The sequence below is a fragment of the Photobacterium nomapromontoriensis genome (assembly GCF_050336815.1).
Taxonomy (GTDB): domain Bacteria; phylum Pseudomonadota; class Gammaproteobacteria; order Enterobacterales; family Vibrionaceae; genus Photobacterium; species Photobacterium nomapromontoriensis.
The window spans coordinates 1-21,531 of the sequence record NZ_JAKJSL010000057.1 but is presented as its reverse complement, the minus strand read 5'-3'; the positions used below and the strand labels follow the sequence as shown (position 1 = coordinate 21,531).

The 21,531-nt window shown below is 48.8% G+C and carries 19 protein-coding genes and 3 tRNA genes; 8 read left to right on the top strand and 14 right to left on the bottom strand.

The genetic code is table 11. From position 1 onward, the window contains the following. Nucleotides 1-32: 32 nt before the first annotated feature. From L4D12_RS22515 to L4D12_RS22505, 3 genes are all read left to right on the top strand, one after another. Nucleotides 33-1,046 carry a Fe(3+) ABC transporter substrate-binding protein gene (locus L4D12_RS22515; RefSeq protein WP_428450069.1) on the top strand — a complete coding sequence of 338 codons (1,014 nt, stop codon included), beginning with the start codon at nucleotides 33-35 and terminating at the stop codon, nucleotides 1,044-1,046. Nucleotides 1,047-1,222: 176 nt separating this feature from the next. Continuing rightward, on the top strand, nucleotides 1,223-2,851 hold the full coding sequence (locus L4D12_RS22510; protein WP_428450068.1) for an ABC transporter permease: 1,629 nt from the start codon (nucleotides 1,223-1,225) through the stop codon (nucleotides 2,849-2,851). After that, entirely contained in the window at nucleotides 2,851-3,891 is a 1,041-nt protein-coding gene (locus L4D12_RS22505; protein WP_428450067.1) for an ABC transporter ATP-binding protein, read from the top strand. The genes L4D12_RS22510 and L4D12_RS22505 overlap by 1 nt, the downstream gene beginning before the upstream one ends. Nucleotides 3,892-3,963: 72 nt before the next feature. On the opposite strand, the gene L4D12_RS22500 is transcribed toward L4D12_RS22505, so the two are convergent. After that, nucleotides 3,964-4,554, bottom strand: a complete 591-nt coding sequence (locus L4D12_RS22500; RefSeq protein ID WP_428450066.1) for a TetR/AcrR family transcriptional regulator — start codon at nucleotides 4,552-4,554, stop codon at nucleotides 3,964-3,966. Between the two features lie 215 nt (nucleotides 4,555-4,769). Here L4D12_RS22500 and hpt point away from each other — a divergent pair, with 215 nt between their 5' ends. Continuing rightward, nucleotides 4,770-5,303: a hypoxanthine phosphoribosyltransferase gene (gene hpt, locus L4D12_RS22495; protein ID WP_428450065.1), complete on the top strand. Its 534-nt coding sequence runs from the start codon at nucleotides 4,770-4,772 to the stop codon at nucleotides 5,301-5,303. A gap of 66 nt (nucleotides 5,304-5,369) precedes the next feature. On the opposite strand, the gene can is transcribed toward hpt, so the two are convergent. Next, nucleotides 5,370-6,029 (bottom strand): carbonate dehydratase, encoded by a 660-nt coding sequence (gene can, locus L4D12_RS22490; RefSeq protein WP_428450064.1) that lies wholly within the window; start codon nucleotides 6,027-6,029, stop codon nucleotides 5,370-5,372. Nucleotides 6,030-6,246: 217 nt separating this feature from the next. On the opposite strand from can, the gene L4D12_RS22485 reads away from it, so the two are divergent. Together L4D12_RS22485 and L4D12_RS22480 are read left to right on the top strand one after the other, a co-directional pair. Beyond that, on the top strand, nucleotides 6,247-7,188 hold the full coding sequence (locus L4D12_RS22485; RefSeq protein ID WP_428450063.1) for an ABC transporter ATP-binding protein: 942 nt from the start codon (nucleotides 6,247-6,249) through the stop codon (nucleotides 7,186-7,188). Beyond that, nucleotides 7,185-7,955 (top strand): ABC transporter permease, encoded by a 771-nt coding sequence (locus L4D12_RS22480; protein WP_428450062.1) that lies wholly within the window; start codon nucleotides 7,185-7,187, stop codon nucleotides 7,953-7,955. The genes L4D12_RS22485 and L4D12_RS22480 overlap by 4 nt, the downstream gene beginning before the upstream one ends. 101 nt (nucleotides 7,956-8,056) lie before the next feature. On the opposite strand, the gene panC is transcribed toward L4D12_RS22480, so the two are convergent. From panC to thpR, 8 genes are all read right to left on the bottom strand, one after another. Next, a complete protein-coding gene (gene panC, locus L4D12_RS22475) occupies nucleotides 8,057-8,929 on the bottom strand; it encodes a pantoate--beta-alanine ligase (protein ID WP_428450061.1) in 873 nt (290 codons plus the stop codon). A 9-nt stretch (nucleotides 8,930-8,938) separates the two neighbouring features. Next, a complete protein-coding gene (gene panB / locus L4D12_RS22470) occupies nucleotides 8,939-9,733 on the bottom strand; it encodes a 3-methyl-2-oxobutanoate hydroxymethyltransferase (protein ID WP_428450060.1) in 795 nt (264 codons plus the stop codon). A gap of 30 nt (nucleotides 9,734-9,763) precedes the next feature. Next, nucleotides 9,764-10,249, bottom strand: coding sequence for a 2-amino-4-hydroxy-6-hydroxymethyldihydropteridine diphosphokinase (folK, locus tag L4D12_RS22465; RefSeq protein ID WP_428450059.1), 486 nt, complete (start codon nucleotides 10,247-10,249; stop codon nucleotides 9,764-9,766). Then, nucleotides 10,249-11,616: a polynucleotide adenylyltransferase PcnB gene (gene pcnB / locus L4D12_RS22460; RefSeq protein ID WP_428450084.1), complete on the bottom strand. Its 1,368-nt coding sequence runs from the start codon at nucleotides 11,614-11,616 to the stop codon at nucleotides 10,249-10,251. Before pcnB ends, folK begins: the two co-directional genes overlap by 1 nt. Before the next feature lie 103 nt (nucleotides 11,617-11,719). Beyond that, the gene (gluQRS, locus tag L4D12_RS22455; protein WP_428450058.1) at nucleotides 11,720-12,604 is read right to left on the bottom strand and encodes a tRNA glutamyl-Q(34) synthetase GluQRS; all 885 of its coding nucleotides are present in this window, start codon (nucleotides 12,602-12,604) and stop codon (nucleotides 11,720-11,722) included. A 72-nt stretch (nucleotides 12,605-12,676) separates the two neighbouring features. Next, nucleotides 12,677-13,126, bottom strand: a complete 450-nt coding sequence (dksA, locus tag L4D12_RS22450) for an RNA polymerase-binding protein DksA (RefSeq protein WP_428450057.1) — start codon at nucleotides 13,124-13,126, stop codon at nucleotides 12,677-12,679. 136 nt (nucleotides 13,127-13,262) lie between these two features. Then, nucleotides 13,263-13,967, bottom strand: a complete 705-nt coding sequence (gene sfsA / locus L4D12_RS22445) for a DNA/RNA nuclease SfsA (protein ID WP_428450056.1) — start codon at nucleotides 13,965-13,967, stop codon at nucleotides 13,263-13,265. 17 nt (nucleotides 13,968-13,984) lie between these two features. Beyond that, nucleotides 13,985-14,539, bottom strand: coding sequence for an RNA 2',3'-cyclic phosphodiesterase (gene thpR / locus L4D12_RS22440; RefSeq protein WP_428450055.1), 555 nt, complete (start codon nucleotides 14,537-14,539; stop codon nucleotides 13,985-13,987). Nucleotides 14,540-14,593: 54 nt separating this feature from the next. Here thpR and hrpB point away from each other — a divergent pair, with 54 nt between their 5' ends. Both hrpB and mrcB read left to right on the top strand, forming a co-directional pair. After that, nucleotides 14,594-17,059 carry an ATP-dependent helicase HrpB gene (gene hrpB, locus L4D12_RS22435; protein WP_428450054.1) on the top strand — a complete coding sequence of 822 codons (2,466 nt, stop codon included), beginning with the start codon at nucleotides 14,594-14,596 and terminating at the stop codon, nucleotides 17,057-17,059. Between the two features lie 38 nt (nucleotides 17,060-17,097). After that, nucleotides 17,098-19,542, top strand: a complete 2,445-nt coding sequence (gene mrcB, locus L4D12_RS22430; protein WP_428450083.1) for a penicillin-binding protein 1B — start codon at nucleotides 17,098-17,100, stop codon at nucleotides 19,540-19,542. A gap of 120 nt (nucleotides 19,543-19,662) precedes the next feature. On the opposite strand, the gene L4D12_RS22425 is transcribed toward mrcB, so the two are convergent. From L4D12_RS22425 to L4D12_RS22410, 4 genes are all read right to left on the bottom strand, one after another. Further along, nucleotides 19,663-20,919, bottom strand: a complete 1,257-nt coding sequence (locus L4D12_RS22425; protein ID WP_428450053.1) for a cyclic di-GMP phosphodiesterase — start codon at nucleotides 20,917-20,919, stop codon at nucleotides 19,663-19,665. A gap of 263 nt (nucleotides 20,920-21,182) precedes the next feature. Beyond that, a tRNA-Thr gene (locus L4D12_RS22420) sits at nucleotides 21,183-21,258 on the bottom strand. A gap of 44 nt (nucleotides 21,259-21,302) precedes the next feature. Beyond that, nucleotides 21,303-21,378, bottom strand: a tRNA-Asn gene (locus L4D12_RS22415). 6 nt (nucleotides 21,379-21,384) lie between these two features. Beyond that, nucleotides 21,385-21,460 (bottom strand) — tRNA-Phe (locus tag L4D12_RS22410). Nucleotides 21,461-21,531: the final 71 nt, after the last annotated feature.

The window sequence follows — 21,531 nt, the reverse complement described above, 5'->3', positions numbered from 1 at the left end:
TCATTACATTTTGCATTTAAGGGAAGTTAAGAATGAAAAAGCTGTTGGCATCGGCAATTATGTTTGGTTTGGCTGCACCTCAGGCGGTAATGGCTGCGGAAGAAGTAAACGTATACTCATACCGCCAGCCTTTTTTGGTTGAGCCTATGTTTAAGGAGTTCACTGCTGAGACAGGTATTAAGGTTAACGTTAAGTTTGCCAAACAAGGCCTGGCAGAGAAACTGGAACAAGAAGGTAAGTACAGCCCTGCTGATGTGGTTCTGACAACCGATATTAGCCGTTTAGTTGAGCTATCCGATAAGGATTTGGTTCAGCCTGTTGATAGCAAAGTGATCGATGAGAATGTCCCTGCTCAATATCGTGATAATGAGGATGAGTGGTTTGCGCTAACGCTACGTGCTCGTAATGTTTATTCTTCTCGTGACCGTGTTGGTCACTTGCCTGCAGAATTTGATTACATGGATCTGGCTAATCCTGAGTGGAAAGGCAAGATCTGTACGCGTTCGGGTAAGCACCCGTATAACGTTTCCTTGGTGTCATCAATGATTGCTCATTACGGTGAGGCGGAAACGAAAACCTGGCTGGAAGGTTTGAAGGCGAACCTTGCGCGTAAGCCCCAGGGTAATGACCGTGCTCAGGTAAAAGCGGTCAAAGAAGGTCTGTGTGATCTGGCGATTGGTAATAGTTACTATCTCGGTAAGATGGTGAATGATGAGAAGCAGAAGTCTTGGGCTGAAGCGGTATACATTGATTTCCCTGGCCAGAAGGGCAATGGTACTCACGTCAATGTCAGCGGCATGGCGATGGCCAAGTATGCACCTAATAAAGAGAATGCGCAGAAGCTGATGGAGTTTCTAACCGGTGATGTCGCGCAGCAAATGTACGCAGAAGTGAATTATGAATACCCAGTGAAGAACGGTGTGAAGCGTTCAGAATTAGTGGAATCGTGGGGCGAGTTTAATGCAGATACCCTGCCACTGGATAAAGTTGCTCAATACCACAGTGCGGCAATAAAACTTCTGGATGAAGTAAAGTTCGATCTATAAATTTTTACAATAAAAGGGGGCGGAGCGCCCCTTTTATTACATAAAGCTAAGTACTTTTTCCAATAACTTGTGGTAGTTTCACTCCCCCTGTACAGGGCAGGCCATCTGGGTCTGCGCCTGTTAGTGAAGCCTTGCGGTGCCACAGTTTGATTGCAAAAGGTACTAAGTTGTTAGCAATGAAAGAGAAATACTTATGTTGGCGAACCAGCAGCTGGGGACTATCCCTACTGCTGGTTTTGCCGGTTTTGGCCGTCTTTTATACAGCCATTGGTGAAACCGATGAGGTTTTTTCGCACCTGATGAGTACCGTAATGACAACCTATACCGCCAATACGTTTGGCTTGGTTGTCGGTACGCTTTTACTCTCAGTGCTATTTGGTTTACCAGCAGCATGGATTATGGCGATGTGCCGGATCCCCGGAGAGAAAGTCCTCCAGTGGGCACTGGTACTGCCATTGGCGATGCCGGGATATATCATTGGTTACATCTATACCGACTGGTTTGATTACGCCGGCCCGGTACAGATCTTTCTGCGTGATATTTTCGGCTGGCAAACTACGCATGATTACTGGTTTCCTAATATTCGTTCGCTTGGTGGTGCCTGTGTCGTATTGGCGCTGGTTTTGTACCCCTATATTTACCTTCTCGCCCGTGCGGCTTTTATGGAGCAGAGTACCAGTCTGTTGCAGTCAGCCCGTTTGCTGCGTTGCTCCCCGTGGAGCAGTTTTCGCCGTATCTCCCTGCCATTGGCAAGGCCGTCGATTGCCGTGGGACTCTCATTGGTGGCAATGGAAACATTGGGGGATTTTGGTACGGTAAGCTATTTTGCGGTGAATACCCTCACCACCGCGGTTTATGATACTTGGCTCGGCTACTCGAACCTCAATGCTGCCGCGAAGATCTCTGCCATTATGCTGTTGGTGATTTTCCTCTTGATCAGCACCGAGCGCTTTAGTCGGCGTAAACAAAAACTGTTTCAGCAAGGGTTCGAACAGAGTGATGACATTCGCTATACCTTGCAAGGCGGGAAAAAATGGTTAGCCATGCTCTGGTGCTGGGGGCTGGTGGCTGTTGCGTTTTTAATGCCGTTGATGCAGCTGGGATACTATGCCTGGCATTACTTTGCCGAGAGCTGGACCAGTCAATTCCAGCAGTATAGTTTTAATAGTTTGAAAGTCTCTGTCATTACCGCGATGGTTGCTGTGTTAGTGGCATTAGTGGTGAATTTCTATCGTCGTCTTGATGGACACCGTTCGACGGTGGTGCCGTTGCGGCTTTCATCTCTGGGGTATGCCGTGCCAGGAACGGTGTTGGCGATTGGTGTGATGATCCCGCTTACCCGTGCCGATCATCTGCTGAATGACTTTACCATTAATTATGGCCTTGGTCGGCCAGGGTTGGTGTTCTCGGGCACCATGTTTGCGCTGGTATTTGCTTTCGTCGTGCGTTTTTCGGCAGTGGCAATCGGGAGTATTGAAAGTAGTTTAGCGAAAATATCCCCCTCACTGGATATGGCATCTAAGACCATGGGTTATGCCTCGTTCCAGATGTTACGTCGGGTGCATTTGCCGCTGATCCGCCGCGGCTGCTTGATCGCCGGGTTATTGGTGTTTATCGAATCGATGAAAGAGCTGAATGCGGCACTGCTGTTACGACCGTTTAACTTTGAAACGCTGGCGACGTATGTTTTTAACTTTGCTTCTGATGAGCAACTGGAGCTGGCGGCACTGCCAGCGATCTTACTGGTAATGGTTGGCTTGATCCCCTTGGTGATGGTTAATCGTTCTTTGGAGCAGAAACACTGATGACTCATGCATTATCTGTCACTAACCTGACCTGTAAGTACAACGGACAAGCTGTGTTGGAAAACCTGTCGCTGCCCGTGCAGGAGAACGAAATTGTCTGTCTATTGGGAGCGAGTGGTTGCGGAAAGACCACGCTGCTAAAAGCGATTGCCGGGTTGCTGCCACTCGAGAGTGGTGAGATACACATCAACGGCCGTGTTATTGCTGATGACACGACTTGGCTGCCGCCGGAGCAACGTAATATTGGTATGATATTTCAGGATTATGCCTTGTTCCCGCACCTTACCGTCGCAGAAAACATCGCCTTTGGCTTGCATGACTGGGATAAGGCAAGAGTGAAAGCCAAGATCCAGGAGATGCTGGAGCTGGTGCATTTGACAGGGTTGGATAAACGCTATCCTCACCAGTTATCAGGAGGTCAGCAACAACGAGTTGCTATCGCACGAGCACTGGCTTGTGAGCCCGATTTGATCCTGCTGGATGAACCATTTTCTAATATTGATACTCAGGTACGCCATGGGTTGATCAAGGAAATTCGCCGCATTTTTAAAAAACAGGGTGTTACCGCTATTTTTGTGACCCATAGTCGCGAAGAAGCTTTTGCGTTTGCAGATCGCATGGCGGTGATGAACCATGGGGTTATTGAGCAGTTTGGTACTGCAACAGAGCTTTATTATCAGCCCAGCAGCCGCTTTGTTGCCGAGTTTCTTGGTACGGGGTCATACCTACCAGTGACATTTAGGCTCGATCATACGCTATCCACGCCATTTGGTGCGATTGCCGTCAGTAATGAACGGGTGTACCAGGAGAGTGAAAATATTGAATGGCTATTACGTCCGCAAAACCTTAGCGTCAAACCAGATGTTGCCGGTGCAGGGATGATCAGTGAACAGCTGTTTATGGGCGATAGCTGTCGTTATACTGTTGATTTTCAAGGTCATAGCTTGATAGTGAATTCCCACTTGATCTTGCAAGTAGGGGATCGTGTCGAGGTGATACTTGAGCCACATGAGCCCGTTGTTTTCGCCTCGGCTAGCTGAGCCGTATGACGGCTTCTTGATGCTAAAAGGCCAGCAGTTTGCCGGCCTTTTTTATTTCGATGTTTGAGCGCGTTATAGGTGGAGCATTGCATCAATGTGAAGATCCGCTTGCGCTTGCATCTCTTCACGGTTCAGCGTGATATTGGTTTGTAAATAGAGTACGTAGCATAGCCCTTGGAATTGCCAGCCGGGTACTTTCACTAAGGTGTCATCGGACTGATGAGCCGTTGCAAATCGCTCGGAAATGTAGCTGAAATTCTGTTGGCTGCAGTTGACAAACTGCGGCCAGATCTCATCACGTACAGAGGTGCTCCATTCAAACCACACTTTAACCCAATCTTGTTGTTCAAGAACCTCATCGATCAGCCTATAACTGATGTGGGTTAGTTGCTCTTTGATCGGAGTGTTATTGGTGAGGCTGTCTTTTAGCATTTGACTGAAGTGCTCATTAACCTGAGCTAATACTTGTTCAACCAAGGCTTCGCGAGTGGGGAAATAATTGAAGACGGTTGCGACGGAGACATTGGCCATCTCGGCAATATCGGCATGGCCTGCACGGCCAATACCTCGCCGAGCAAACACATCCATAGCGAAATCAAGCAGTTGTTGTTTTCTTTTTTCTGGCGAAAGACGGGTTCTCGTTTTCTTAACTATCGTATCCATGTCATTAATTCCCTAGCACAAATATTTTTTTGGTTATGATTTAGTCATAATTGATCACTCTACATGAGCAATCAGTTGTATTCAAATGAGTTTTAATCAATGTGTAGCATATAATTGACAGATTCGATTAAATAACTATTACTTTGAAGGGATGATAGAATGAGCCTCCGTTTTACCGCTAGCCGACTGATGCAGTCGAGCTGATGGAGATAAAGATGAAACATACCATTGAAGTAATGATTTCTGAGCAGGATGTTCAGGCTCGTGTGACAGAACTGGGAAGACAAATTACGGAATACTATAAAGATTCTGATAATTTAGTGATGGTTGGCCTGCTGCGAGGATCATTTGTATTTATGGCCGATTTAGCACGTGCAATCGAACTTCCGCATGAAGTTGATTTCATGACTGCATCGAGCTACGGCAATACGATGGAGAGCAACCGTGATGTACGTATCCTGAAAGATTTGGATGATGACATCAAGGGCAAGGATGTGCTGTTGGTTGAAGATATTATTGATACAGGTAATACCCTGAATAAGGTATGCGAGATCCTTTCTCTACGCGAGCCTAACTCTATCAATATCTGTACCTTGCTGGATAAACCAGAGCGTCGTGAAGTGAATGTTGACGTTAAATGGGTTGGTTTTGAAATCCCTGATGAGTTTGTTGTCGGAGTGGGTATTGATTACGCTCAAAAGTACCGTCATTTGCCTTATATTGGTAAGGTGATCCCTCAGGCCGAGTAATATTCTTGCCGTGAACATGATAAAAAAAGCGACTGGTGACAGTCGCTTTTTGTTTATTAAACGATTTTAGACTAACTTGCCGCTTGGCAGTATTTCAGCCATCGCAGCCTGATAGGCAATCTCGAGTGATTCTCGGCTGCTTGCGGTAACCCCGAGATCACTTAGCACACCGTCATTTATACCGTAGATCCAGCCATGGATTTTTATTTGCTGGCCGCGTTCCCAGGCACTCTGCATGATGGTCGAGTTGCCAAGATGATAGACTTGGCTGGCGACATTGATTTCGCACAGTTTGTCATCCCTCTTCTCTCTAGGCAGCATGCCAAGATCCGAGCGGTAGGTCATATACAGATCGCGAATGTGTAATAGCCAGTTATTGATCAGCCCAAGTTGCGGATTTTCTATTGCTGCTGTTACCCCGCCACAGCCATAGTGGCCGCAAACAATAATATGACGAACTTTGAGTACATCGACCGCATATTGCACCACGGATAGGCAGTTGAGATCAGTGTGGATCACCTGATTGGCTACATTTCGATGGACAAATAGCTCGCCAGAATCTAATCCGGTAAGCCGTTCGGCAGGGACTCGACTGTCAGCACAGCCTATCCAGAGGTATTCGGGGCGTTGAGCTTTTGCTAAGTGAGTAAAAAATTCAGGCGTTTCTTCCTTGATGTTTTCCGACCAAGCAACGTTATTTGCGAATAGCTTTTTAATATCTGCCATGAGAGTGCCTTTGTTTGGTACATTTGTATACCCATCAGAGTGAAAATCAGGCATAAGCCTTACTGACGACTCCTCTGGGTACAATCAATTCACATATCTACCAGTACTGAGGCAATACGGGCAGATATACAAACCGGCTTCACTATACACAAGCTGGCAAAATAGCAAATCGGAGTAGTTGACCGATATAAAATTTATAACATTAAGATCGCATTTTATGAACGCATTGGAAATAAAAAATTTATACAAAACCTATAAAAGTGGCGTGAATGCACTGAAAAATATGTCTCTATGTGTTAATGAGGGAGATTTTTTTGCTCTGCTGGGTCCCAACGGCGCCGGAAAGTCGACCACGATTGGCATCATTAGCTCTTTGGTAAATAAAACCTCGGGTGAGGTAAAAGTCTTTGGTTATGACCTCGATACCCAGTTAGTTGATGCGAAGAGGCAGCTCGGCTTAGTTCCGCAAGAGTTTAATTTTAATCAGTTTGAAACGGTTGAGCAGATCGTGCTGAATCAGGCGGGTTTTTATGGGGTTGAGCGCTCTGTTGCGCAGGAACGGGCGAAGAAGTACCTGTCACAGCTCGATTTATGGGGTAAACGCCATGAGCGCGCCCGTAATTTATCGGGTGGGATGAAGCGTCGTCTGATGATTGCTCGGGCGTTAATGCATGAGCCCCGGTTGTTGATCCTCGACGAGCCTACCGCTGGTGTCGATATAGAGCTACGTCGTTCGATGTGGACGTTTCTGCGCGAGCTCAATCGTCAGGGGGTGACGATCATTTTGACCACGCACTACCTAGAAGAAGCGGAAATGCTATGCCGTAATATCGGTATTATCAATCATGGTGAGCTGATAGAGCATACCTCGATGAAAGCGCTGCTGGGTAAGCTAGAAGTTGAGACCTTTATCTTGGATATCAAGCTCAATGGAAATCGTCCTGACTTGCCGGGATTAAACTGGCGCTTACCGGATCCCCATACTCTTGAGTTGGATATTAGCAAGGGTGATAGCCTGAATTATGCTTTTACTCAACTGACGACGCAGGGGATTGATGTCATTTCGATGCGGAATAAAGCCAATCGTCTTGAAGAGCTATTTGTTACCTTGGTTGCAAATAGCCAGAATAATCATGCGGACAAAGGAACTCTGTTATGAACCGGCAGTATTGGATCGCCTTTAAGAGTCTAATCACCAAAGAGGTTAATCGGTTTGCTCGGATCTGGGTACAAACCATGGTACCACCAGCGATTACCATGACGCTGTATTTTATTATTTTTGGTAATCTGATCGGCAGCCGGATAGGGGACATGGGCGGCTTTAGCTATATGGAATATATTGTGCCGGGTCTGATCATGATGTCGGTGATCACTAACTCTTATTCCAACGTGGCGTCCTCTTTTTTTAGTGCCAAGTTTCAACATAATATTGAAGAGCTATTGGTCGCACCGGTGCCTAATTACATTATTATCGCGGGTTATGTGGGCGGAGGGGTGCTACGTGGACTCGGCGTGGGATTGATTGTTTCTGTTGTCTCGCTACTGTTTGTTGATTTACAGATTGCTCATAGTGGCATCGTACTGGCCACTATCGTGATGACCGCTATTGTTTTTTCGTTAGGGGGATTAATCAATGCGGTATTTGCCAAGACGTTTGATGATATCAGCATCATTCCGACCTTTGTTCTGACACCATTAACTTATCTGGGTGGGGTATTTTACTCATTGAATCTGCTGCCTGAATTTTGGCAGGGGGTGTCTAAACTGAATCCGATTGTGTATATGGTTAACGCGTTCCGCTATGGTTTTCTCGGCGTTTCGGATGTTGGGATAGGTACATCGTTCGTGGTACTCGGGATGTTTACCGCGTTTCTTTATGGTATCGCCTATTTTCTTATATCGCGGGGGATTGGCCTGCGTTCATAGTGTGTGACGTCACCGGCGGAATAATTGCCAAGTATAAAAAAATCCCGGTCAAAACCGGGATTTTTTTAAAGTACAACGAAGCCTGAAACCAAGACGTAACGTTATTCTTCAGTTGTTGTTGAAGGGGTGAGTTCCACCACTTGGTTATCGATCAGACGCGCTTTACCAAGGATCGCTGACATTAGGATAACCGCTTGCTGGGTTTCATCACCAACAGGCTGTAGGGTCACTGCATCACGGATATAGATATCATCCGGTTGCAGGCCTGCCGCTCGTAGCTGATCATTTGCATCAACTACAATTTCATCATAGTCGTTGCGGCCACCTCGCATCTGGCTGCTGATCCAGCGCATGGTACGTGCTAGCACGGGCGCACGCTGGCGCTCATCCACAGTCAGATAACCATTACGAGAACTCATGGCTAAGCCGTCTAGTTCGCGTACAGTGGGAACACCAATCACGTCAATATCCATCGCCATGTCGATAACCATCTGACGCAGTAAAGCGAGCTGTTGGTAGTCTTTTTCACCAAAGCATGCAACGTCAGGTTGCACGATGTTGAACAGCTTGGTGACCACCGTCGATACACCGCGGAAATGACTCGGGCGCAGGGCACCTTCCAACATGTTTGATAGGGCAGGGACGTCAACAAAAGTCTGGCGATCGAGCCCATCAGGGTACATCACTTCTGGGGTTGGCGTGAAGACCAGATCAACGCCTTCATTGTTCAGTTTGACCAAGTCATCCTCTAAGGTGCGAGGATAATTTTTGAGGTCATCGGCTTTATCAAACTGCATCGGATTAACAAAAATGCTAACCACGACCACATCGGCAAATTCACGGGCTTTGCGGACTAGGGTCAGATGGCCTTCGTGCAGGTTACCCATGGTAGGAACGAAAGCAATCCGGCGGCCATCTCGGCGCCAAGCTCGGACTTGCTCACGAATGGGGGCAATCTCAGCAAATGTATGCATTTTTATTCCTTATTCAAAGGTATGTTCTTGGCCTGGAAAAATTCCGGCCTCGACATCTTCTCGGTATCGGGTGACGGCTGCGCGCATATCGCCAGTTTCTACCAGGTAATTTTTGGAAAAACGTGGCATATAGTTGGCAGAGATCCCAAACATATCGTGCATGACTAAGATCTGTCCGTCGGTAGCATTACCAGCACCAATGCCGATCACAGGCACTTCAACCGCTTTAGTAATGCGTTCAGCCAAACTGGCAGGGACACATTCCAATAAAATGATTTGGGCGCCGGCATTTTTGAGCAGAATAGCATCTTTTACCATCTGCTCTGCGTGGTCTGAATCACGCCCCTGCACTTTGTAACCGCCAAAAATATTGACAGATTGCGGGGTCAGACCTAGGTGGGCACAAACGGGAACGGCACGTTCCGTTAATTTAGAAACGGTTTCGGCCAGCCAGGCACCACCCTCTAATTTCACCATGTTTGCACCAGCACGCATTAACGTTGCGGCGTTCTCACAAGCTTGCTCTGGCGTGCTGTAACTCATGAATGGCATATCAGCCATCAGTAAAGAGTTAGGGCTGCCAGCGCGAACACAGCGAGTATGATAAGCGATATCATCTACACTGACGGGTAACGTATCAGGTTTACCCTGGAGTACCATACCTAACGAATCACCCACTAACATAACGGGCATGTCTTGCTGTTCAAACAGCTGGGCAAAACTGGCATCGTAAGCGGTTACCGATGCAAACTTACGACCTTCCTGCTTCCATTTCATCAGGTCGTTAATTGTGATTTTTTTCATGTCATTTCCCTCTGACTCCTGAGAAACGGCTTATTGTGACCAGATAGCCAGTCCGTTACGTGCTACCAGTGCCAGCAATGATTGCAGGGCAGTATTGTCTGGTAGTACTAACTCAGGAGCAATTTCAGCAAGTGGATATAGTACGAATTCACGGACTTTCATCCCGTAGTGCGGTACTGTCAGACGCTCGCAGTGGTGCTCAAGATCATCGTAGAGGATGATGTCGAGGTCCAAGGTGCGAGGCCCCCAGCGCTCCGCTTTTCGGACTCGTCCGTGAGCCTGTTCGATAGCTTGCGTGCAATCGAGTAGATCCAATGGGGCCAGCTCGGTATCAATAGCCACAACGGCATTGATGTAATCCGGCTGATTTTGAGGTCCCATTGGGGTACTGCTGTAGAGTGATGAAACGGCAACCACATCTATCGCTGGGTGCTGTTTCAGCGCCTCAATGGCACGGTAGGCCTGGGCGACGGGATCCCCCAGATTACTACCGATAGCAATGTAGGCGCGGATCATTATGATTTTGCCTGTGGTTTCTTGCGACGTTGAGGGCGACGACGGCGACGACGTGGTGCTGCGCTATCCTCTTCGTTGATCTGCAAAACCATTTTATTACGCTGATTACGTTCAGCGTGCTGGAAAGTATTCCACCACTTGGCGAGTTCAGCGATCTCTTCCCCCTCGAAGTGGCCACGCATTTCCAGGAAGTCATAAGCAGCCCGGAACTTCGGATGCTCCATCATCTTAAAGGCGCGCTTACCGGTACGGCGACTAAAGCGCATTTGCTGTTGCCAGATATCGCGCACCGTGGTGGTAAAGCGACGTGGGATCGCAATACTTTTGACCTGTTCATCCAGCATATCATTCGATGCCACCATAAAGGCGTCATAGTATGACAGGCCGCTGGCAAACGAGATCTCTTCTGCTCGGGTTACCATTGGATACCAGAGCATTGCCGCAAACATAAAGGCAGGGTTGACGCGCTTATCGTCGGTAAGACGGCGGTCTGTTGCGGCAAGAATGTGCTCGAGCATCTGTTCAGTCTGGCTGCTCTGATCTTCAGTAAAGTGCTCAGAAAGTTGCGGGAACAGTTGCTGGAACAGATTATATTCACGCATTAGCTTGTACGTGGCTAGACCATTACCAGACTGGAGCAGTTTGAGGCTTTCCTCAAACAAACGGGCCGCTGGGATATCCTGCAGCAAGGTCGACAGCTGCTTGATAGGGGCCGCAGTTGATGCCTCAATCGTCATGTCGAGCTTGGCGGCAAAACGCACAGCACGCAGCATCCGTACCGGGTCTTCGCGATAACGGGTTTCTGGATCACCGATCAAGCGAATAATGCGATTATCGAGATCTTCGACCCCGTTAACATAGTCAGTAACGGTAAAGTCTTTGATACTGTAATACAGTGCATTGATAGTGAAATCACGGCGTTCCGCGTCTTCTTCAATGCTGCCGTAGACATTATCACGCAGTAGCATACCTTCCTGGCTCTGGGCCGAGACCTGCTTTTTGTCCACTAGTTCCGGTTTGACGTCAGCGTGGTGGCCTCGGAAGGTCGCCACTTCGATGACATCGCGGCCAAACAAAATATGGGCCAGACGGAAGCGACGTCCGATCAGGCGGCAGTTACGGAAAAGGTGTTTGATTTCTTCCGGTGTGGCATTGGTGGCAATGTCGAAGTCTTTAGGTTGTTTGTCCAAAAGGAGATCGCGAACACCCCCACCCACCAGGTAGGCATCAAAACCGGCTTTATTTAGACGATAAAGAACCTTCAGCGCATTTTCGCTGATATCTTTACGTGAAATACCGTGCTCTTGGCGCTGATAAACTTGCAAGGCGAGTTCCTCGGTGTCGAGCGTACTACTATCGCGATTCAATACCTTACGGCAAAAGCTGGCTACTCGATTAAAGATAATACACCTCATTTATGTGGTTCGGATTCAACAAACAGCCGCATATCATATATCACAGCAAGACATTTTAGAATCCTAGAGTAATCGCAGTTGATTTTGGAAGCTGGCACAGCTGCCAGTTTTCGCTACCCCAGAGTAGGATTTCAGCAATGGTTGATGCTTGTAGATCCGTAGGCGGTTGCATGCCAAGAAAGCGCATTGCCTCGATCAGAGCGGGTTTGGGATTCGCCTTATCGATGGCTGGCGCATGGTTTTGCTTCGAGAGCTTGCTACCATCTTCAGTGACCGCTAACGGTAGGTGAAGATAACTGACCTCGGGGTGATTGAGCAAGCGGTAGAGCCCGATCTGGCGTCCGGTTGGTTCGATCAGATCGGCCCCTCGTACCACTTCGGTTATCCCTTGTGCGATATCATCCAGTACGACCGCCAGATTATAAGCAAATAAGCCATCTCGACGGCGAATAATGAAGTCTTCCTGGGCCAATGGTTGAGGAATGGTAATTCGACCATGGAGGCAATCATTAAATGCTGTCACCGGGTTATCGACTTTCAGTCGGATAGCGTAGTCGGTGCCAAGCAGTCGCTTATGTTGACAGGTTCCGGGATAAAATCCCCCGGCTTCTTTGATTTGCTTACGGCTACATTGACAGTAATAGGCTTGCTGCTGGGCGAGCCAGGTATCAATTTGGGCCTGATAGGTATCGAGGCGTTGGCTTTGGTATACAACCGTCCCGTCCCAAATAAGTCCATAGGCTTCTAAGGTACGTAAAATATCATCAGCGGCTCCTGCCATTTCTCTTGGAGGATCAAGATCTTCCATGCGAACGATCCAGGATCCTTGCTGGGATCTGGCTTGTAGGTAGCTGCCAAGGGCGGCGATCAGGGAGCCGAAATGCAACGGACCTGATGGTGAGGGCGCAAAGCGACCGATATAGTGTGTATCTGTACTCATAAGAAAATCATAAGAAACGAAAAAGGGAGCGGTTGCTCCCTCTTAAATTCAATGGTGAAAGTACGAAATGTACTAGCCTGCCATCTGCTTTTCCTTGATTTCAGCCAGTGTTTTACAGTCGATACAAAGATCGGCAGTTGGACGGGCTTCAAGGCGGCGGATACCGATTTCGATACCGCAAGAATCACAAAAACCAAAATCTTCATCTTCGATACGTTGAAGTGTTTTTTCGATTTTTTTGATCAACTTACGTTCACGATCACGGTTACGAAGTTCTAGGCTGAATTCTTCTTCCTGTGCTGCACGATCGACAGGATCAGGGAAGTTAGCGGCCTCGTCCTGCATGTGGTTCACAGTACGATCAACTTCTTCGCGTAACTGGTTACGCCAAGCGCCAAGAATTTTACGGAAGTGCTCTAGCTGAGCGTCACCCATATATTCTTCGCCAGCTTTTTCCTGGTAAGGTTCAACCCCAGCAATAGCCAGGATGCCTAGCGATTTTTTAACGTTGCTCTCTGGCATATAGCATCTCCTAATATACCTAATAACCGTCACTGGTTAAATTTGGGCGGTATCTATAGCAGAAAGGGGGGGGTGTGGCAATTGCTGCATATCTTCAATTTTATACCAATGTGAAGAAACCATCACTTTGTGGTACTTACTGCTTGAATTTTATGCGATGGTCCAAATAGAGTTCATGTGGATTAAGCACCGCTTTATAACAAAGGATCTCGACACCAGCCCGTTCTGCTTGTTGTATTAATGAAAAATAATCCGGGTCTATATGGTGCGCCGCAGATACATTTTCAATCCCCGAATGCAAAATTGCGAAAAAAAGTATGGCACGCCTACCGCTTTGTGCCACCTCAATTAATTCTCTTAGGTGTTTTTGTCCCCGTGTTGTGACGGCATCAGGGAAAAAACCGCGATCATTATCCAGCAAGGTGACACTCTTGACTTCAATATAGCAGTCCGGGCGTGATTCTGCCTGTAATAGAATGTCTATCCTGCTGTTTTCACTACCATACTTTACTTCGGTTCGTAGAGAAGAATAGCCTTGTAATTCTGTGACGGTATTCTTCTTTATTGCCTCAACAACCAGTCGGTTTGCCTGCGCCGTGTTGACACAGATGGTATGTCCTTGCGGGGTTTGGGCCAGCTCCCAGCTATGGGGATATTTACGCTTCGGATTGTCAGAGGTGGAATACCAGACGGTATTTCCGGGCTCGGCACAGCCCGTCATCGCCCCAGTATTGGCGCAGTGGATCGTTGTGACGGTGCCGTCAGGAAGGGTGATATCGGCCAAAAAACGTTTGTAGCGTTTGATTAAGACGGCAGATTGTAGCGCTGGGGTAAATATCATGAGCGTCCTTTGACTGACTATTGGTGTGACGGGCCAAGCGGCCATTGCCTTAGGCTGTGGTAATACACGCCGGACTGGCCATGGTGGTTGACTGGTTTGGAAATATACAGGCCGAAGTGATCAAAGTGAAAGCGTAATTGTTGATCAGGCAAGAAAGCGGGACGTCGAACGATAGATTTCGCCAGCGTAATATGTGGCAAAAAGCGATGAGCGCTTTGCGCAAAGCCGCATTGTTGCGTCAGTGTGCTGAGCTGGTGTGCCAATGTCAGTAAGGCTCTGGGTGGAGCGGGGCAGCCAAGCCATAAGATTTTACTGCGTTTCCAATAGCCGAGCGTGGTGAGCGTTAGGGTAAAGGCCGCAGGCGGGTTGAGCTTTGTGGCGGCGAGAGCCAGCTTTTCGGCATGATATATCGATGCGGGGCCGATAAAAGCCAACGTAATATGCAAGTTATCGTACGGGACTGCCCGCCCAAACTGGTCCCATTGGTGGACCAGCTGGCAGAGGCGGGGATAATCTGGCGCGGCTTTGTTGATAGCTAACGCAAAGAATAGGCGCTGTTTTTTCTCTTTCATGGCACTGATGTACAATGGTTGAGCTTAGATTGAATATGACACAAGGTATTTCGCTTGTCACAACTTCCCATTGATAATGTTCTCGCCGCGTTGCTTGCCAAGCTGCGCCAATGCTCACAACTGATCCTCAAGGCTCCGCCGGGAGCGGGGAAATCCACGCGCTTACCGCTGGCTATTTTGCAGCAGGGGGGGATCGTCGGAAAAATGGTTATGCTCGAACCCCGGCGTCTGGCTGCGCGTAATATTGCCAGTTACCTTGCTGCGCAATTGGGTGAGAAGGTGGGGGAAACCATTGGCCTACGGGTACGAGGGGAAACCAAAGTCAGTGCGAAGACCCGGTTAGAGATTGTTACTGAAGGGGTGATGACCCGCATGCTACAGCACGATCCCGAACTGACGGGGATTGATTTGCTGATCTTTGATGAGTTTCACGAGCGGAGTATTCATGCCGATACCTCATTGGCACTGGCGCTGGAAGTACAAGATGCGTTGCGTGATGATCTCAAATTGCTGGTAATGTCGGCAACGTTGGATGATGCTGCGCTGACCGAACTGTTACCTGATGCGGCGTATATTGAGTCGCAGGGACGTTGTTATCCGGTTGAACACCGCTATAAGCGCCTAGGAGATAACATCCAACTGATTGACGGTGCGGCGCGAGAAATTGTGGGGTTGCTGGCCAGTGAATCCGGTTCGATGCTGGTATTTTTACCGGGAGCCGGTGAAATTCGCCGTTTGGCTGAAATATTGGAGGGAATGGTTGGCTCAGAAGTGCTGATCAGCCCGCTTTATGGCCAGCTGACGGGCCAGCAGCAGCAGCAAGCGATCACGCCTGCCCCTCAAGGTAAGCGCAAGGTGGTGCTGGCCACTAACATCGCAGAGACCAGCTTGACCATAGAAGGGATCCGGATGGTGGTGGATTGCGGATTGGAGCGCATAGCATTGTGGGATCCTAAAACCGGGATCAGCCGGCTTGAATCGGTCCGTATTGCTCGCTCCTCAGCAGAACAGCGAGCTGGTCGCGCCGGGCGTCTAGAGCCCGGTATTTGCCTTCGACTGTACAGTGAAGAGCAGCTCTCCCGTCAGCCAGCAACCCCGCAACCGGAAATATTACGGGCCGATCTCACTGCATTAGCGATGGAGTTGGCGCAGTGGGGCTGTCAGGAGGCGAGCGAGTTGCGTTGGCTGGATATCCCGCCAGCAGGTGCGATCAGCCAGTCACGGGGCTTGCTGCAAGCGCTAGGGGCGATGGATCAGCGATTCCAGCTGACAGAGAAAGGCCTCATGATCCAGTCCTTGGGAGCGGATCCTCGCCATGCGGCAATATTGGCGATGGCAAAAGCGAATGGCCCGGAGGCGATAGCCACGGCGGCATTGCTGGTGGCTTTGCTGGAAGAGCCGCCTCGGGGGATGAATAACCCCGATTTACATTTCCAACTGAGTTTATTTGAAAGTGGCAAGCTGCCACGAAGTAAGCTGTATCAGCAGCGCGCGGGCCAGCATTTGGCAAAGTTAGGGGCTGGGCAACTTCGCCTTGCGGTGACCCGACACTGGATCGCACCGTTGATGGCGGCAGGGTTTCCGGACCGCATTGCGTTGGCGCGGGGTAAAGATAGTCGCTATCAACTGGCTAACGGACAGGGAGCGATGCTGCTGCCGGATGAACCTTTAGCAGATGAGCGACTACTGGTGGTGGCGGATGTGGTCAAGACCAAGCAGGGAGATAGCCGGATCTTTTCCGCTGTTGCTGCTGATTTGGCAACGCTACAGGCAAAATTACCGGCGCTGTTCACTGCGCGAGAATGGTTGGATTGGGATGATAAGAAGGGGCGCTTAACCGCAGAAAAACATTTATGCTGTGGTAAGTTAGTGCTGGAACGCAGCCCGATGGGCGAGCCAGATCCAGCCAAAGCCAGTGAAGCCTTGCTCAATGCTGTTGTCCGTAAGGGGTTATCCATATTGCCATGTAATAGCGCGAGTGAGGGGCTGCTGGTACGGGCAAGGTGTGCTGCGCAATGGCTGCCCGAATTAGCGTTACCCGCCATGGACGATAGCAGTCTGCTGGCTGATGCAAGCGAGTGGCTATTACCGTATATGAATGGGATGAAAACCCTAAAAGCGTTGGATAAGCTGGATTTACTGGCGGCGTTAGAGGCGAGATTAGGCTGGGAGAGGAAGCAGGCGCTGGATGTCGCATTGCCTACGCATTATCAAGTGCCAACGGGATCCCGTTATCCGATCCGCTATCAAGTCGGACACCACCCGGTGCTGGCGGTGAAACTACAGGAGATGTTTGGTGAGCAGGCATCTCCGATGATAGCCAATGGCAAGGTGGCGGTGGTGCTGGAGTTATTATCTCCGGCACAGAGACCGCTGCAGATCACCCAAGATTTAGCCGCTTTTTGGCAGGGATCTTACCGGGAAGTGCAGAAAGAAATGAAAGGGCGTTATCCGAAGCATCCTTGGCCTGATGATCCCGCTAATCATGCGCCGACCCGTAAAATCAAAAAATACATGTAGAAAAGAAGATGATGATGAATAAGTTGCCTGTGCGCCTGATGGCTCCTGCGCCGAAGAAACCTGCGCCCAGCAAGGATGATGCGAAAAAGCCTACGCGGCGGCGTAAATCACCCGTGACGAAAACGGATAAAGCCTCTGCGGATAAAGCGCGGGCAAAACCACGCGCGGCAAAGTCATCTCGAGGCAAGAAAAAAGCCAAAGGTAAAAAGCCGAATGGTATTCCGGGGTGGTTGAAATGGTTATTGGGATTTAGCCTTAAGCTCGCGATTGTCATTTTTGCGGTGTTGCTGGTGGTCGGGATCTACCTTGATAACGTGGTGCGGGATCGTTTTGATGGTCAGCTGTGGAATTTACCTGCAGTGGTTTATGGCCGAGTGCTGAATCTTCAGCCAGGACAGGCAATTACTCTAGAGGAAGTGCATCGAGAGTTGGATCTGCTGCAGTATCACAAAGTGCGAACACCACAGCGAAATGGCGAGTATTCCTCATCGTCAACCCGGATTGAGTTGATCCGTCGGCCGTTTGAATTTGATGATGGCCCGGAGGGGGCTCGTCATGTGATGCTGACTTTTTCTGGCAATGAACTCACGAGTATCAGCGAGGTCGGCAGTAAGCGCCAACTTGGCTACCTGCGTATTGAACCGAAAATGCTGGGGATGCTTGGCACCAAAGAAGGTGAGCAGCGGATCTTTATGCCGCGAGAGCAATTTCCTGATGTGTTGGTTGATGCATTACTGGTAACAGAAGATCGGGACTTCTACTATCACGATGGGGTTTCACCGTTGGCGATTGTGCGGGCGATGCTGGTGAATCTAAAGGCCGGGCGCACGGTACAGGGCGGTAGTACTCTGACCCAGCAGTTGGCGAAGAATATCTTCCTCAGCCGTGAGCGATCGCTGTGGCGAAAGATCCGCGAAGCGTATATCGCGGTGATCATTGATTACCGCTATAGCAAAGATCGAATTTTAGAAGCCTATTTAAATGAAATATATCTAGGGCAAAACGGGGGCAAGGAAGTACATGGTTTTGCGTTAGGAGCAAGGCTGTACTTTGGCCGACCACTGCAAGAGCTGCGCATTGATCAGCAGGCTTTACTGGTCGCCATGGCGAAAGGTCCGTCATATTACAACCCGTGGCGTAACCCTGATCGGGCTCGTCAGCGTCGGGACCTGATCCTGAGATTGATGATGGATAATCAAATCTTAGATGGCACCCAATATGAGCAGGCAGCATCAAGGCCTTTGGATATTCAGGCAAAGCCGATGATAGCCAGTCGTCAGCCTGCATATTTCCAGCAGCTGCAGCGTGAGCTGAAGCAACGGGTGGGGGATAATTTCACCCCAGGCGTCGGGCTTCGAGTATTCAGTACCCTCGATCCCTTATCGCAACGGGAAGCTGAGCTAGCGGTGGTGAAAATGATCCCGCAACTGAGTAAAAAAGCCGGGGTGTCGGTGGAAACAGCATTGGTTGCTGCCGATCGACAGACTGGTGAGATCAGGGCGATGATTGGCGGCAGCCAGCCGGGCTATGCGGGATTTAATCGCGCACTTGATGCGCGTCGCCAGATTGGCTCTTTGGTGAAACCGGCGGTCTACCTTACGGCGCTGCGCCATCCTGATCAGTTTACCTTAGCCAGCACTCTGGATGATAAGCCGATCATGCTAAAAGGCAGTAAGGGCAAAAATTGGCAACCACGCAACTATGATCGTAAGTACCGGGGATCTGTTCCGTTGTATTACGCTTTGGCGAAGTCATTAAACGTCCCGACGGTTAACTTGGGGATGAAAGTAGGCCTTGATGCAGTAATAGACACCATGGTTGAGTTAGGGGTTGATCGTAATGAAATACCTAAACTGCCATCTATTTTGTTGGGCGCGTTGACCCTGACACCGTATGAGGTGACGCAGATGTATCAGTCGGTGACCAGTGGCGGTAAAAAAGCGACGTTGACGGTGTTACGTTCAGTGGTTGATCAGCAAGGTAATCTTTTGTATCAGTGGGTCCCTAAAGCCTCACAAAGCGTGCCTGAGCAGGCTGCTTGGCTGACGACCTATGGGATGAAGAATGTGGTCTCACAGGGCACCGCTCGCTTCTTACAGCCTCAATTTGGCTGGGCGGCGTTAGCCGGCAAAACGGGCACGACCGATAATTCGCGTGATAGCTGGTTTGTCGGGGTTGATGGTCGTGAGGTCGTGACTATCTGGATGGGGCGTGATGATAACCATCCTGTTAATCTCACCGGTTCTGCGGGAGCGTTAAGGTTGTATGCTGATTACATGAAGCGCCGTCAGCCTGAGCCTCTGACACTATCATGGCCGAAGAAGCTGACCACGGTTAAATTCAGCCAGATGCCCAATGGTACGCTAGAGCGTGATTGCGCGGGTAAATACGGATTACCGCTATGGGATAAAGATGGCCGCGAAGCGACATTTTGTGACAGTAATAAACCTGCAGGCTGGATAAAAGAGATGTTTAGCTGGTGAGGGTATAGCCGTCGATACCCGCGGGTAATGATAGTGAAAAAGAAAGCCCCGGTTTGTTACCGGGGCTTTTTTATGGTTCGTGTTTCAGTGGGCGCAGAGAATACACAGAGGCCATCACGTTTAATCATCGGGGTCGAAATAATAGGAAACCCGGATGCGAGGGTTAAGATAGGCGTAGACTTTCTCTGGCAGTTTGTGTGGTGGGATTGCCTGCTCGATACGCAGATTATTTTCTTCAAGATCGATAATCGGCGCCTCATTGGACGGTACCGTGGGATCGTAAAGCAACACATTGGGGTGGAGTAGGCTATTTGAATTAACCGAAATAACAAGCCCCAGTTGCTGGTTGGACAGTTGAACCACACTGCCAGGCGGATAGACACCGAGCAAGCGGATCAATAGCGTTAAGTAATCATTATTGTACTGCGCCTTGCAGTTTTTGAATAAATGGGAGAGCGCACTGTATGGAATTCGCGCTTTAGTGGGATCTTGGGGGTGGCAGTAGTTATCGTAAGCATTTACAACCGCGACAAGTTGGGCTTTTAGGTTGATCTCTGCCCCTGTCATTTGTTTTGGGTAGCCACTCCCATCGAGTAACTCATGATGCTGGAAGAGAATTGGCTTGGCATCATTGGGAAAGTCATCCGTCAGGTTCGCCAGATCTAGACTGTATTTAGTATGCAGTTTGAGGTAGTTTTCTTCCGGCTCCGTTAACGGCGTGGTTTTACGGATAATAGGGGTCGGGATCTTGAGTTTTCCCATATCATGGAATAGCGATCCCAAGGCGATAGCCTTGATGTCCTGTTGTGTCATTCCGCTGGAACGAGCCAGCATCATCGAGATAATAGCGACGTTCAGCGAATGGCAATAAATATCTTCATTTTCTTTGTTGTCATTCATTAGGTGGAGGGCAACATTGTCAGACTCAAGCAATGCTTCAACCATTTCCTCTACTAGCAGTTCGGCCTCTTTAACCGCAGTTACTGGACGGCTTTTTACCTTTGAAATTACCGAGCGCAGCTGGGCCATCGAGCGACTGAAGTTTTTCTCACAACGTTGTAATTTACGTTTGTAATTTTTCAGCCTGATGATGCGAGTTTGTTTTTCTTGCCACAGTTTTTCAGCTTGCAGGGTTAGAAAGTTACTTTCTTGCTCGCTGATTTCCTCATGTTTCGTTTCTGGGTCAAGTGGCTTTACCTCACTTTTCTCAGGGATCAGATACACGAATTTGAGGCCAAGATTTTTGATCAGTCGGACTTGTTGTTGGTCTTTGATCTTGAAATGGTTAAGTAGAAACGGGTGATCCGTCCATTGCAGGGGCAGCTTGATATACAGACCTTCGGTTAAGCGCTCTACTGAGAGTTTGATACTGGCCATGAATGTCAGCGTAACCTATTGCTTTGATATATGAGTAAATACGAAATAGGCTGATTTCAGCCCTGTCTTTTCTGGAGGTGCCATGCTAAATGATTGGTAGGGAAGCATTTTACCAGTGATATCGACTATGACTGATTATACCTGAGATATATTAAACCATAAGTGATGCTTAACTCAATAAAATGACCAGTTGGTATGCTGGTGAGTGAAAATAGTCGGAAAAAGGATAAAAAAAAACCTCATCAAAGATGAGGTTTCAAAAATGGTGCCGACTACCGGAGTCGAACTGGTGACCTACTGATTACAAGTCAGTTGCTCTACCTACTGAGCTAAGTCGGCATTTTTATTCTTATTATTTCAAACCCGAAGGTTTAAAACTAATTTGGCTCCCCTTGCAAGACTTGAACTTGCGACATACGGATTAACAGTCCGCCGTTCTACCAACTGAACTAAAGGGGAATTGTATGGTGCCTCGAGGCGGAATCGAACCACCGACACGAGGATTTTCAATCCTCTGCTCTACCGACTGAGCTATCGAGGCAAAAGTGAAAGCGGTTAAGCTTTTACTTTTGCAATGTTGCTTTCGCAACGCTTGCTAAGAAATGGTGCCGG